The organism is Streptomyces sp. NPDC005195, from assembly GCF_040608315.1.
GTDB lineage: Bacteria > Actinomycetota > Actinomycetes > Streptomycetales > Streptomycetaceae > Streptomyces > Streptomyces kaempferi.
Window position 1 is genome coordinate 32864 of record NZ_JBEXHZ010000011.1, and the last position, 13639, is coordinate 46502.

At 71.4% G+C, this 13639-nt stretch carries 8 protein-coding genes; 3 read left to right on the plus strand and 5 right to left on the minus strand.

What is annotated here, in order from left to right:
* Window positions 1-276: 276 nt before the first annotated feature.
* Window positions 277-2058 (minus strand): FAD-binding dehydrogenase, encoded by a 1782-nt coding sequence (locus ABZV34_RS14950; protein WP_356275345.1) that lies wholly within the window; start codon window positions 2056-2058, stop codon window positions 277-279.
* A gap of 295 nt (window positions 2059-2353) precedes the next feature.
* On the opposite strand from ABZV34_RS14950, the gene ABZV34_RS14955 reads away from it, so the two are divergent.
* From ABZV34_RS14955 to ABZV34_RS14965, 3 genes are all read left to right on the plus strand, one after another.
* Entirely contained in the window at window positions 2354-3394 is a 1041-nt protein-coding gene (locus ABZV34_RS14955) for an LLM class flavin-dependent oxidoreductase (protein ID WP_356275680.1), read from the plus strand.
* Window positions 3395-3528: 134 nt separating this feature from the next.
* Window positions 3529-5919 (plus strand): excinuclease ABC subunit UvrA, encoded by a 2391-nt coding sequence (locus tag ABZV34_RS14960; RefSeq protein ID WP_356275348.1) that lies wholly within the window; start codon window positions 3529-3531, stop codon window positions 5917-5919.
* A 319-nt stretch (window positions 5920-6238) separates the two neighbouring features.
* The gene (locus tag ABZV34_RS14965; RefSeq protein WP_356275350.1) at window positions 6239-8605 is read left to right on the plus strand and encodes a glycoside hydrolase N-terminal domain-containing protein; all 2367 of its coding nucleotides are present in this window, start codon (window positions 6239-6241) and stop codon (window positions 8603-8605) included.
* Window positions 8606-9085: 480 nt separating this feature from the next.
* Here the strand turns inward: ABZV34_RS14965 and ABZV34_RS14970 are convergent, their stop codons facing one another.
* The 4 genes from ABZV34_RS14970 to ABZV34_RS14985 form a co-directional block, all read right to left on the minus strand.
* On the minus strand, window positions 9086-9919 hold the full coding sequence (locus ABZV34_RS14970; protein ID WP_356275353.1) for a lysophospholipid acyltransferase family protein: 834 nt from the start codon (window positions 9917-9919) through the stop codon (window positions 9086-9088).
* Window positions 9919-10689, minus strand: coding sequence for a GNAT family N-acyltransferase (locus ABZV34_RS14975; RefSeq protein WP_329292070.1), 771 nt, complete (start codon window positions 10687-10689; stop codon window positions 9919-9921). Before ABZV34_RS14975 ends, ABZV34_RS14970 begins: the two co-directional genes overlap by 1 nt.
* Window positions 10690-10934: 245 nt before the next feature.
* Window positions 10935-11684: a succinate dehydrogenase/fumarate reductase iron-sulfur subunit gene (locus tag ABZV34_RS14980; RefSeq protein WP_356275356.1), complete on the minus strand. Its 750-nt coding sequence runs from the start codon at window positions 11682-11684 to the stop codon at window positions 10935-10937.
* On the minus strand, window positions 11681-13639 hold the full coding sequence (locus ABZV34_RS14985; protein ID WP_356275359.1) for a fumarate reductase/succinate dehydrogenase flavoprotein subunit: 1959 nt from the start codon (window positions 13637-13639) through the stop codon (window positions 11681-11683). Before ABZV34_RS14985 ends, ABZV34_RS14980 begins: the two co-directional genes overlap by 4 nt.

The window sequence follows — 13639 nt, forward strand, 5'->3', positions numbered from 1 at the left end:
ATCGCGGTTCGCTTAGTCGCACCGCCACCGCGGATCGGCCGCATGGACGCGGCGACTCGCGCTCCGCGCAGACCCCGGCGCCCCCGTGCCCCGGCCCACGAGATCCCCCTCCGGAACACGCCCGAACACGCCGGAACGGACCGGACCGGGTAAGGACCGGCATACGGACCGGCGTGCAGACCACCGGACTGACCGGCGTACGGACCGGCCGCAGATCCGCCGCAGGCCGGCGTACGGACCGGCGGCGGGTCGGCGTCGGCGGTCCGTACGCCGGGGTCAGATCGCGGCTGCCGCCGCCCGTCCCGCCTGTCGCCCGGAGAACAGGCAGCCACCGAGGAACGTGCCCTCCAGCGAGCGGTATCCGTGCACTCCCCCGCCGCCGAACCCCGCGACCTCACCGGCCGCGTACAGACCGGGAATCGCGGTGCCGGTGGCGTCCAGGACGCGGCCGGAGAGGTCCGTCTGCAGACCACCCAGGGTCTTGCGGGTGAGGATGTTGAGCCGTACGGCGATCAGCGGTCCGGCGCCGGCGTCCAGGATCTTGTGGATCGGCGCGGTGCGGCTGAGCGAGTCCCCGGTGTAGGCGAGCGCGTTGCGGATCCCCATGACCTGGACGTCCTTGGTGTAGGGGTTGTCGATCTCCCGGTCCCGCGCGTCGATCTGCCGCTTGAGGTCCGCGAGATCGATCAGTCCGTCGCCGGTCAGCTTGTTCATGCCGGTGACCAGTTCGGAGAGCGTGGAGGCGACGACGAAGTCGACCCCGTTCTTCTTGAACTTCTCGATCGGTTCGGGGGTCTGCCAGATGCGCGAGAGCAGCATCCAGACGTCCTTGTTGGTGAGGTCCGGGTTCTGCTCCGAGCCGGAGAGCGCGAACTCCTTGGCGATGATCTTCTGCGTCGTCACGAACCAGGAGTAGTCGTAGCCCGTGCCGGTGATCGACTTGAGTGTGTGGAGGGTGTCGTAGCCGGGGAGGTCGGGAGCGGAGAACCGCTTGCCGGTGGCGTCGAACCACATCGACGACGGTCCCGGCAGGATGCGGATGCCGTGGTTGGCCCAGATCGGGTCGTAGTTCCTGAGACCCTCCGTGTAGTGCCACATCCGGTCGGGATTGACGATGCGCCCGCCCGCCGCCTCGGTGATCCCGAGCATCCGGCCGTCCACATGGGCCGGCACGCCGGTGACCATGAACTTGGGCGGAGTGCCGAGCCGGGCCGGCCAGTTCTGCCGCACGAGGTCGTGGTTGGCGCCGATGCCTCCCGAGGTGACGATCACGACCGGCGCGCGGAGTTCGAATTCCCCGACCACCGTGCGCGAACTGGCCTTGCCGCGCGCCGCCGTGCTCGGTTCGAGGACCGCGCCCCGGACGCCCGTCACGGCGCCGCCGGTGCGCACGATCTCGTCGACGCGGTGCCGGAACCTGAAGGTCACCTTCCCGTCCGCGACCGCCGCCCGTACCCGCTTCTCGAACGGCTCGACCACGGCCGGGCCGGTTCCCCAGGTGACATGGAAGCGGGGTACCGAGTTCCCGTGCCCGTCCGCGAGCCCGCCGCCGCGCTCGGCCCAGCCCACGATCGGGAACCACCGCACGCCCAGCCCGTAGAGCCAGGACCTCTTCTCCCCCGCGGCGAAGTCCACGTACGCCTCGGCCCACTTGCGGGCCCAGTGGTCCTGGCCGGCCGGGTCCCCGACGCCGCGGTCGAAACCGGCCGCTCCCAGCCAGTCCTGCCAAGCCAGCTCCCGGGAGTCCTTGACGCCCATCAGACGCTGTTCGTCGGAGTCGACGAGGAAGAGACCGCCGAAGGACCAGAAGGCCTGTCCGCCCAGATTGGTCTCGGGTTCCTGGTCCAGCAGCAGTACCTTGCGCCCCGCGGCGGCCAGTTCGGCCGTCGCGACCAGACCGGCGAGCCCGCCGCCGACGACGATCGCGTCCGCGTCCGACGACCCGGCCGCGAAGGCGGGTGCCGTGTGCGCCGCGAGGGCGGCACCGGCCAGGACACCGCCTGCCGCCGTCAGGGCCCGGCGTCTGCTGAGCGCGGTGGGGGACACTGAATTCTCCATGGGCTGCCTTCCGTAGGAGGTACGTGAGGTGCGGGAGACGCCGCTGGTGTTGCTGCGACACCCGTGTTGTTACCGTCGGTAAGGCCCCGGAAACACCGCGGCGGCCCCGGTGTTGGACCAGAGGCCGCGATGATTCACGACCCCGGGCGCCTCGCGGAGATCACCCTTGCCTTGCCCGTCCCGGAGAGCGGGCGGATCATGGAATCCGCAGGGGAGAGTGAGCACGGTGACGACCGAGAAGAGCGAGACCAGGACCGGGGCGGGGCCAGTCCCCTCCGAGGCGGTGGCGCACGGCCTGGAGCGGCGCGGTGCCGCCGAGGCGGAGGGTCCGGCCGGGGCGGGCGTGCGCTTCTCCGTCCTCGACCGCTCCCGCACCCGCGAGGGGCACGACGCCGCCGAGGCGCTGCGCGACACCGTGCGCCTGGCCCAGGAGCTCGAGCGCCTCGGCTACCACCGGTTCTGGGTCTCGGAGCATCACGGCGTGCCCGGTGTCGCCGGGTCCGCCCCGACGGTGCTGGCCGCCGCGGTCGCCGCCGCCACCCGGACCATCCGGGTCGGCACCGGCGGAGTGATGCTGCCGAATCACCAACCCCTGGTCGTGGCCGAGCAGTTCGGTGTCCTGGAGGCTCTCTTCCCCGGCCGGATCGACATGGGTGTCGGTCGCTCCGTCGGATTCACGGCCGGGGTGCGCAGAGCACTGGGACGGGACAAGGACGCCGCCGAGTCCGCCGATTTCGCGGCCCAGCTCGACGAGCTGCTGGGCTGGTTCCGCGGCACGTCCCCGACCGGGGTGCACGCGCGTCCCACGGAGGGCCTGACGGTGCCGCCCTTCGTGCTCGCCCTGGGCGAGGGCGCGGACATCGCGGCACGGGCGGGCCTCCCGCTGGTCATCGGCGACCTCAGGAACCGGGACAGGATGCGGCGCGGGATCGATCGCTACCGCGCGGCGTTCCGTCCCTCCGACTGGGCGCGCGAGCCGTACGTCGTCGTCTCCGGCACGGTCGCGGTCGCGGCGACGCCGCGGGACGCGCACCGGCTGCTGCTCCCGGAGGCCTGGTCGATGGCGTACGCGCGCACGCACGGCACCTTCCCGCCACTGCCGCCCGCCGAGCGCGTCGAGAGCCTGGTGATGACCGGCAAGGAGCGGGACCTCTACGAGTCCGGGCTCACCGGTCAGCTCGCGGGAACCGAGGAACAGGTGGCCGGGGAGCTGGCGGCGGTGATCAGGGAGACGGGTGCGCAGGAGGTGCTCGTCACGACGAGCACCTACGACCGGAAGGCCCTGCTGGACTCCTTCCGCGGGCTCGCCCGGGTCGCGGGACTCACCCCGGCCTAGAATGGTGTGGTTTGCCCCCTGCCCGTCCGGTCCTGTCCGTTTCACCCCTGTCCATTCACCCCCGTCCGTTCACCGCTCCCCCTTCACCGCTCCCCGTTCGCCCCAGGTCGCAGACCGCTTCAGGAGTCCCCTCGATGTCCGATCCGCACGGCCCCCACGATCCGTACGTCCGTGTGCGCGACGCCCGTGAGCACAATCTGCGCGGTGTGGACGTCGACATTCCGCGGGACGTCCTCGCCGTCTTCACCGGCGTCTCGGGCTCGGGCAAGTCCTCGCTGGCGTTCGGGACGATCTACGCGGAGGCCCAGCGGCGCTACTTCGAGTCGGTCGCGCCGTACGCGCGGCGGCTGATCCACCAGGTCGGGGCGCCGAAGGTCGGGGACATCACCGGGCTGCCGCCCGCGGTCTCGCTCCAGCAGCGCCGTTCGGCACCCACCTCACGCTCGTCCGTCGGCACGGTCACCCACCTCTCCAACTCCCTGCGCATGCTGTTCTCCCGCGCCGGGGACTATCCGGCCGGCGCCGAACGCCTCGACTCGGACTCCTTCTCGCCGAACACGGCGGCCGGAGCCTGCCCGGAGTGCCATGGGCTCGGCCGGGTCCACGGTACGAGCGAGGAGTCGCTGGTGCCTGACCCCTCGCTGTCGATCCGCGAGGGCGCGATCGCCGCGTGGCCCGGTGCCTGGCAGGGCAAGAACCTGCGCGACGTGCTCGACGCACTGGGTCACGACGTGGACCGTCCCTGGCGTGAACTGCCCCCCGAGGAGCGGGAGTGGATCCTGTTCACGGACGAGCAGCCGGTCGTCACCGTGCACCCCGTGCGGGACGCGGAGCGCATCCAACGCCCCTATCAGGGCACGTACATGAGCGCCCGCCGCTATGTCATGAAGACCTTCTCGGACTCGAAGAGCGCGACGCTGCGGGCCAGGGCCGAGCGGTTCCTCAGCAGCGCCCCGTGTCCGGTGTGCGGTGGCGGCCGGCTGCGCCCCGAGGCGCTCGCGGTGACCTTGGCCGGGCGGACGATCGCCGAGCTGGCCGCGCTGCCGCTGACCGAGCTGGCGGGGACTCTGCGCCCCGAGGGGGAGACGGCCAGGGTGCTCACGGACGACCTTCGGGCGCGTATCGCCCCCGTCGCCGAACTCGGCCTCGGATATCTCAGCCTCGACCGCGCCACCCCCACCCTCTCCGCGGGAGAGCTGCAACGGCTGCGGCTGGCCACGCAGTTGCGGTCCGGACTGTTCGGTGTCGTCTACGTCCTCGACGAGCCGTCCGCCGGTCTGCACCCGGCCGACACGGAGGCCCTGCTCACGGTCCTGGAGCGGCTGAAGTCGGCGGGCAACTCGGTGTTCGTGGTGGAGCACCATCTCGATGTCGTGCGCGCCGCGGACTGGCTCGTCGACGTCGGTCCGCGGGCCGGCGAGCACGGCGGCCGGGTGCTGCACAGCGGCCCGGTGGCGGAGCTCGTCGGCGTCGAGGGGTCGGCCACGGCCCGCTTCCTGTTCGGCCGCTCCCCCACGCCGAGACGTGAAGTTCGCTCTCCACAGGGCGAGTTGAAGGTGGGGCCGGTGCACCGGCACAACCTGCGGGGGGTGACCGCCGAGATCCCGCTCGGCGTGTTCACCGCCGTCACGGGCGTGTCCGGTTCCGGCAAGTCCACGCTCATCGGCGAGGTGACGGAGGAGCTGGAGGGGGTCGGCCGGCTCGTCTCGGTCGACCAACGGCCCATCGGGCGCACCCCGCGCTCCAATCTGGCCACGTACACGGGACTCTTCGACGTCGTACGCAAGGTGTTCGCCGGGACCGGGGCGGCGCGCGAGCGGAACTACGGGGTCGGCCGCTTCTCCTTCAACGTCACCGGCGGTCGCTGTGAGACCTGTCAGGGCGAGGGGTTCGTCAGTGTCGAACTGCTCTTCCTGCCGAGCACGTACGCGCCGTGCCCGGACTGCGGCGGGGCGCGCTACAACCCCGAGACGCTCGAAGTGACCCACCGCGGACGGAACATCGCGCAGGTGCTGGACATGACGGTGGAGACCGCGGCGGAGTTCTTCGACGACACCCCGGCCGTGGTCCGCAGCCTCACCACGCTCCTCGACGTGGGTCTCGGCTATCTGCGGCTCGGCCAGCCCGCCACGGAGCTGTCCGGCGGCGAGGCCCAGCGCATCAAGCTGGCCGGCGAGTTGCAGCGGGTCCGCCGGGGGCACACGCTCTACCTCCTCGACGAACCGACGGCCGGGCTCCATCCGGCCGATGTCGAGGTGCTGATGCGCCAGTTGCACGGACTGGTCGACGCGGGGCACACCGTCGTGGTCGTCGAGCACACCATGGCGGTGGTCGCGGGCGCGGACTGGGTGATCGACCTGGGGCCGGGCGGCGGGGAGGCCGGCGGCCGGATCGTGGCGGTGGGACCGCCCGACGAGGTCGCGAGGGCGGCGGGGAGCACGACGGCTCCCTATCTCGCCCGCGCGCTTGCCGTCCCGTCCGGGCGCGAGGGACACCACCCGGGTCGCCCCCGGCAGGGCCGGTAGGGCTTCGGCCTGACCCTCAGCCGTCGGCCGCGAGGCACTTCACCGCCACCGCTGCCCGGCGGGGGTCCTCGTGCGACTCACTCACGCTCCGACGCCCACCAGGCATCCCACCGCCCTGCCTCCACCACGACAGAGGCAACCACCCGTGCCGCTTTCATCGGATGAATGGTTGCGTTTGGCGAGGAAACATCCCCCGCTGAACCCATGTTCCTCGTCGATAGATGGGAGCAATGGCATACGCACCCGTTGACGCGGCAATGACGTGGCTCATATTTTATGAATTAATCTTGCGCGCCTCCCGCTGAAGGGACCCTGAGCCGTGCCTTCTTCCTCTCGTCGTGACTTCCTTCGCCTCACCGGGGCCGCCGGTGGCGGTCTCGCGGTCTTCGGCGGACTGCCGCCGTTCGCCGCGCACGCCGCTCCCGAGCGCCCGGCCCACGTGACCCTCGTTCCGGAAGCCGAGGCCACTACCCTCTGGTATCGCACGCCCGCCGCCGAGTCACGCGTCATCCAGGAGGCCCTGCCCCTGGGCAACGGCCGGCTGGGCGCCCTGGTCGGCTGTGACCCGGCGGACGACTTCCTCTACCTCACCGACGGCTCGTTCTGGACCGGCGGACGCAACGACACTCCGACCGATGACGGCCAACTCCCATATGGACCAGACGACTTCGGCAGTTTCGGCCTGCTGGCCAAGCTCCGCGTCACGCTGCCGGACCACACGGCCCGAACGATCAGCGACTACAGACGCAGCCTCGACCTGAGCAACGGTGTCGTGTCCGCGACCTACCGACACCAGGGCGTCCCCTTCCGCCGGGAGACCTACGCCAGTCATCCGGACGATGTCGTCGTCATCAGACTCACCGGAGGCGGGAGCCACACCGGCACCGTCTCGCTCGAAGGCACCCACGGCGAGTCCACCTCGCACGACGACCACCGACTCTCGTTCGCCGGAACCTTGGAGAACGGCCTGCGGTACGCGGCCTCGGTGAGCGCGGTCAGCACCACGGGCACCATCCGCGCGGACGGCGACAAGCTGTCCTTCTCCGGGTGCCATGAGGTGCTGATCGTCGTGTGCGCGGGCACCGACTACTCGGCCGACGCCGGCAAGGACTTCCGCGAGCCGACCACCGACCCGCTCGCCGTGGCCCGCGGCAAGGTCTCCGCCGCGGCGAAGGTCCCCGGCACCACCCTGCTCGCCACGCACGTGGCCGACTACCGGCGCCTCTACGACCGCTTCTCCCTCGACCTGGGCACATCCTCCGTGGTGCAACGGTCGTTGGACTCCTGGTCACGCATCGCCGTCAGACACACCGACGCCTCCACCCCGGACCCGGAACTGGAGGCGGCCTACGTCCAGTACGGCCGCTACCTGACCATCACCGGTTCCAGGGACTGGCTGCCCATGAACCTCCAGGGTCTGTGGATCCACAACAACAACCCGGACTGGTACGCCGATTACCACACGGACATCAACATCCAGATGAACTACTGGCTGGCCGACCCGGCCGGGCTGGGCGAGAACGCCCAGGCCCTCGCCCGGTACTGCCGGTCCCAACTGCCCGTCTGGACGGACGTCACCCACCGGCTCTACAACAACCCCGACAACCGATTCCGCAACAGCACCGGGAAGATCGCGGGCTGGGCCATCGCCTTCTCGACCAACATCCACGGCGGCAGCGGCTGGGCCTGGCATCCCTCCGGCAACGCCTGGCTCTGCAACTCACTGTGGCGCCACTACGAGTACACCCAGGACCGCGCGTATCTGGAGACCATCTACCCCGTGCTCAAGGGAGCCGCGGAGTTCTGGAAGGCACGGCTCCTCACGACCACGGTCACCGACCAGGACGGTTCCTCGCGCGAGGTCCTCATCGACGACACCGCCTGGTCGCCGGAGCACGGACCGGACGGCAAGGGCAACACGTACGCGCAGGAACTGGCGTGGGAGCTGTTCGGCGAGTTCACGACCGCGGCCCGCGTCCTGGACCGCGACGGGCAGCTCGCCTCGGAACTCGACGGGATGCGGGACAAGCTCTACCTCCCCCGGATCAGCCCGAAGAGCGGCTGGCTCGAGGAGTGGATGAGCCCGGACAACCTCGGCGAGACCACACACCGCCATCTGTCACCCCTCATCGGGTTCTACCCCGGCGACCGGATCGCCGCCGACACCAGCCCTCCCGAACTCATCGACGGCGTACGCAAGCTGCTCACCGCGCGAGGCACGGACAGCTTCGGCTGGGCCTGCGCCTGGCGGTCGCTGTGCTGGTCACGGCTGAAGGACGCGGAAAAGGCGTACCAGCTCTACCTCACCGTCCTGCGGCCGTCGATGAACAACGGCAACGGCACCTCGGCCAACTGGTTCGACATGTACAGCCAGGGCAGCTACACGATCTTCCAGATCGACGCGAACCTCGGCGGCCCCACCGCGGCCTTGGAGATGGTCCTCTACTCACGCCCTGGAGTCGTCGAACTGCTGCCGGCGTTGCCGCGGGCCTGGTCGAAGAAGGGCTCCGTCACCGGAATCGGTGCCCGGGGCGGCTTCGAGGTGGACTTCTCCTGGCGGAACGGCAAGGCGACCACGGCCACGGTCCGCAGCGTCGGCGGTACACGCACCGAACTGCGCGCCGGCGGGTTCCGCCGGCAGATCGCCCTCGAACCCGGGAAGTCCGTGACCGTACACATCCCCTGAACACCCCGGAGCGCCCGGCGCGAGGGTTCGCCGCCGTCGGCCGAGGCCTCATGCGGAGAGCCCTGACCGCGTGGGACAGGGTGCGGTCCCGCACCGCACCCGGTCCGACGGTGGGCCGTACCGGACCGGTGGTCACCCCGACGTCGTCGGGGATGCGGACCGCCGGCGCGAGGAGGGGGTCATCGGGGTCGCCCGACGACCGTTGCGCGCGGGTGCCGCCCACGCGCAGCCGGATCCTCGCCTCACCTCGTCCTGGCCGCCGATGCCCGCGGCCCGTCGCACCGCGGCCTCCGCGAGCCCGCGTCGGCCCGCCGGCACGAAGCCACCCACGACGGTGCGAGAGCCGTTCCCGACGGCCGTCGTGCCACCCGTGCGGACCTTGTCAGCACGTCGCGCCCGGCGCGGGGGCGGCGGCCGTCCGGCGAGGCCGTACGCTCCCGGGTGCCTGTCGGAACGTACGCCCTGGTCCGTGACGGTTCGTCAGAGGTGGAGGGGCGTCGGTGCGAGGTCCTCCCGGGGATACGGGCCTCCCTGCGCCGCGCGGGCCAGGTCACGTCGGTCGGCATGACTGCCCGGCGTGAGCGCGGGCCGCACCTCGACGTCGGCGACGAGCCCGCGCGCCGAGACCACCCGCCACAGCGAGGCGAGCAGGGAGTCGTCCCCGACGAAGGCGGGCGCGGTACTCGCCGCCCCCCGGGCGAACCGGTAGTGCAGACGCACCGGCTGGACCGGCACCCCGGCGTCCAGCGCGGCCTGGAAGACGGCCCGCCGGAAGTGCCCCTGTGCCCTGCCGCACCAGGTGCTGCCCTCGGGGAAGGCCACGACGGCGGCACCCTCGCGCAGCAGCCCGGCGATGTGCGCGACCGTGCCCGGCAGGGCGCGCAGCCGGTCGCGTTCGATGAACAGGACACCGCCGCGCGCGGCCAGGGGGCCCGCGACCGGCCACTGCCGTATCTCGGACTTGGCGAGCATCCTGGCCGGACGGACGGCGGCGAGCAGGGGGATGTCCAGCCACGAGATGTGGTTGGCGACCATCAGCAGACCGCCGCTGGGAGCGGCGGCGCCGGTGATCCGGACCCGGACGCCCGCCGCCCTGGCGACGCCGCGGGCCCAGATCCGCACCACCCGGGACGGGATCCGTCCGCCGACCGGGCAGAACGCGACGCCGACTACGAGCAGGGCGAGCACCGCGGTGAGCCGCAGCACGGCCCGCGGAACGGCCGCGACGGATCCCGTGCGTTCCACGCAGGTCCCCGGGGTGCAGGGCGCGCTGGGCAGCCAGACGCTCCGTACCCCGGCGTCGGTGAGTGTCATCAGGCCGGTACGAGCGAGAGGAAGTGCCGCAGATAGCGCGGGTCGACCCGCCGCATCGACAGCAGCACGTACAGGTCGGCGACCCCGAAGTCCGGGTCGTGCGCGGGTTCGGCGCAGACCCAGGCGCCGAGCCGGAGATAGCCCCGCAGCAGCGGGGGCAGCTCGGTGCGGGACGGGCGGGCGACGCCCTCGGCGGACCAGGGCAGCCGCGGCCGTACCCGGTACTCCTCGGGTGCGAGGTACTTGGCCCGCACCCGGTCCCAGGTGCCCGCCGCGAGCGCGCCGCCGTCGGCGAGCGGGATCGAGCAGCAGCCCGCGAGCCACTCGTGGCCGCCGTCGACCATGTACCGGGCGATGCCGGCCCAGATGAGGCCGATGACCGCGCCGTCGCGGTGGTCGGGGTGCACACAGGAGCGGCCGACCTCGACGAGTCCGGGGCGGATCGCGTCGAGCGGGCCGAGGTCGAACTCGCTCTCCGAGTAGAGGCGGCCGGCGACCGCGGCCCGGTCCGGCGGGAGCAGCCGGTAGGTGCCGACGACCTGGTCCGTCTGCGTGTCGCGGACGAGCAGGTGGTCGCAGTAGGCGTCGAAGGAGTCGATGTCGAGACCCGGCTGCGGAGTGGTCAGCAGGGCGCCCATCTCGCCCGCGAAGACGTCGTGGCGCAGCCGCTGGGCGGCCCGGACGTCCTCCTCGGAGCGAGCGAGGGAGACGGTGTAGCGGGTGGGGGCCAGCGGCTGCGGGGGGCTGTCGAGGGTGGAAACGCCGGTCATGGCACTCTCCTGGTCACGGGCCGGTTCGGCGGTGCGGCGGCGGGCCGTTTCGGTGCGGTCCGCGCGCTCCTGTTCTTCCGATACCGGTTGGCGTGCGCGTGACCTGTGCCCGGAGCCGGGATGTGGGGATGTTGAATGCCAGGGGCTGCCCCCGGATGCGAGACGGGGCCGGGGATGAGCACCACTCCCGGCCCCGCCCGTCCGCACCGTTCCGGCGAACGCTCTGTGAACAAGTGGCCTCGGTGTCAGCGCCGTCCGGCCTTGCGGGTGGCGCGCAGCCACTCCTTGTTCATGCTGGTGATGGAGACCAGCGGGATGCCCTTGGGGCAGGCGGTGGCGCACTCCCCGGCGAGGGTGCACCCGCCGAAGCCCTCCTCGTCCATCTGCGCCACCATGTCGAGCACCCGTGTCTCGCGTTCGGGCGCGCCCTGCGGCAGGACGTTCAGGTGGTTGATCTTCGCGGACGTGAACAGCATCGCCGCGCCGTTCGGGCAGGCCGCCACACACGCCCCGCAGCCGATGCACTCGGCGTGCTCGAAGGCGAAGTCGGCGTCCGGTTTCGGTACGGGTGTGGCGTGGGCCTCGGGCGCGGCGCCGGTCGGGGCGGTGATGTAGCCGCCGGCCTGGATGATCCGGTCGAAGGCCGACCGGTCGACCACGAGGTCCTTCACGACGGGGAAGGCCGCGGCGCGCCAGGGCTCGACGTCGATCGTGTCGCCGTCCCGGAAGGAGCGCATGTGGAGCTGGCAGGACGTCGTGCGCTCGGGGCCGTGCGCGTCACCGTTGATGACGAGCGAGCACGCGCCGCAGATGCCCTCGCGGCAGTCGTGGTCGAAGGCGACGGGGTCCTCGCCCTTGAGGATGAGTTCCTCGTTGAGGGTGTCGAGCATCTCCAGGAAGGACATGTCGGCCGAGATGTCGTCCACCTCGTAGGTGGACATCGCTCCGTCGGCGTCGGCGTTCTGCTGGCGCCAGACGCGCAGGGTGAGCTTCATGCGTAGCTCCGCTGGGTGGGGTGGACGTACTCGAAGACGAGGTCTTCCTTGTGCAGGACGGGTGCGGCACCGGTGTCGGTGAACTCCCAGGCGGCCGCGTACGAGAACTCCTCGTCGCGGCGCTCCGCCTCGCCGTCCGGGGTCTGGGACTCCTCGCGGAAGTGGCCGCCGCAGGACTCCGCGCGGTGCAGTGCGTCGAGGCACATGAGCTCGGCGAGCTCCAGGTAGTCGACGACGCGATTGGCCTTCTCCAGCGACTGGTTGAACTCCTCGCCCGTGCCCGGGACCTTGATGCGCCGCCAGAACTCCTCGCGGATCTGCGGGATGCGCTCCAGGGCCTTGCGCAGTCCCGTCTCCGTGCGGGCCATGCCGCAGAACTCCCACATGAGTTCGCCGAGTTCGCGGTGGAAGGAGTCGGGGGTGCGGTCGCCGTCGACGGCGAGGAGCAGCCGCAGCCGGTCCTCGGTCTCCGCCAGGACCTCCTGCACGGCGGGGTGTTCGTCGGTGACGTCCTCGTGGTGGGGGTTGCGGGCGAGGTAGTCGTTGATCGTGGACGGCAGGACGAAGTAGCCGTCGGCGAGGCCCTGCATCAGCGCCGAGGCGCCGAGGCGGTTGGCTCCGTGGTCGGAGAAGTTGGCCTCGCCGATCGCGAACAGGCCCGGAACGGTGGTCTGGAGGTCGTAGTCGACCCAGAGTCCGCCCATCGTGTAGTGCACGGCCGGGTAGATCCGCATGGGGACGGTGTACGGGTCCTCGGCGGTGATCCGGGCGTACATGTCGAAGAGGTTGCCGTACTTCTCCTCGACCTTCGCCTTGCCCAGGCGCCCGATGGCGTCGGCGAAGTCCAGGTAGACGCCCTGGCCGCCGGGGCCCACTCCCCTGCCCTCGTCGCAGACGTTCTTCGCGGCGCGGGAGGCGATGTCGCGGGGGACCAGGTTGCCGAAGGAGGGGTAGATGCGCTCCAGGTAGTAGTCGCGCTCGTCCTCGGGGATCTCGTTCGGCGGGCGGGTGTCGCCGCTCGCCTTCGGGACCCAGATGCGGCCGTCGTTGCGCAGCGACTCGCTCATCAGCGTCAGCTTGGACTGGTGGTCGCCGGTGCGCGGGATGCAGGTGGGGTGGATCTGGGTGAAGCAGGGGTTGGCGAAGTGGGCGCCGCGCCGGTGGGCCCGCCAGATCGCGGTGGCGTTGGAGTTCATGGCGTTCGTCGAGAGGTAGAAGACGTTGCCGTAGCCGCCGCTGGCCAGGACCACCGCGTCGGCGTAGTACGTCTCGACGCGGCCGGTGACCAGGTCGCGGGCCACGATTCCGCGCGCGCGGCCGTCGACCACGACCAGGTCGAGCATCTCGGTGCGCGGGTGCATCTCGACGGTGCCCGCGGCGATCTGCCGGGACAGTGCCTGGTAGGCGCCGAGCAGCAGTTGCTGGCCGGTCTGGCCGCGGGCGTAGAAGGTCCGGGAGACCTGGACGCCGCCGAAGGAGCGGGTGTCGAGGAGGCCGCCGTATTCACGGGCGAAGGGCACGCCCTGGGCGACGCACTGGTCGATGATCTCGACGGAGATCTGGGCGAGCCGGTGGACGTTGGACTCCCGGGCCCTGAAGTCCCCGCCCTTGACGGTGTCGTAGAACAGGCGGTGGACGGAGTCGCCGTCGTTGCGGTAGTTCTTGGCCGCGTTGATGCCGCCCTGGGCGGCGATCGAGTGGGCCCGGCGGGGTGAGTCCTGGTAGCAGAACTGGACGACGTGGTAGCCCTGTTCGGCGAGTGTGGCGCCGGCGGCACCGCCCGCGAGGCCGGTGCCGACGACGATCACCCGGTGCTTGCGGCGGTTGGCGGGGTTGACCAGCCTGGCCTCGAAACGGCGGGTGTCCCAGCGCTCGTTGACCGGCCCCTGGGGAGCCTTGCCGTCGGCGACCGGCGCACCGGTCGTGTAGTCGGCGTATGCGGACGATGCGGTCAT

Bases quoted from the DNA above. Each gene is read 5' to 3' on its own strand.
- ABZV34_RS14950 (WP_356275345.1), bottom strand. From the start codon at position 2,058: ATGGAGAATTCAGTGTCCCCCACCGCGCTCAGCAGACGCCGGGCCCTG.
- ABZV34_RS14970 (WP_356275353.1), bottom strand. From the start codon at position 9,919: ATGACACTCACCGACGCCGGGGTACGGAGCGTCTGGCTGCCCAGCGCG.
- ABZV34_RS14980 (WP_356275356.1), bottom strand. From the start codon at position 11,684: ATGAAGCTCACCCTGCGCGTCTGGCGCCAGCAGAACGCCGACGCCGAC.
- ABZV34_RS14975 (WP_329292070.1), bottom strand. From the start codon at position 10,689: ATGACCGGCGTTTCCACCCTCGACAGCCCCCCGCAGCCGCTGGCCCCC.
- ABZV34_RS14985 (WP_356275359.1), bottom strand. From the start codon at position 13,639: ATGACCGCATCGTCCGCATACGCCGACTACACGACCGGTGCGCCGGTC.
- ABZV34_RS14960 (WP_356275348.1), top strand. From the start codon at position 3,529: ATGTCCGATCCGCACGGCCCCCACGATCCGTACGTCCGTGTGCGCGAC.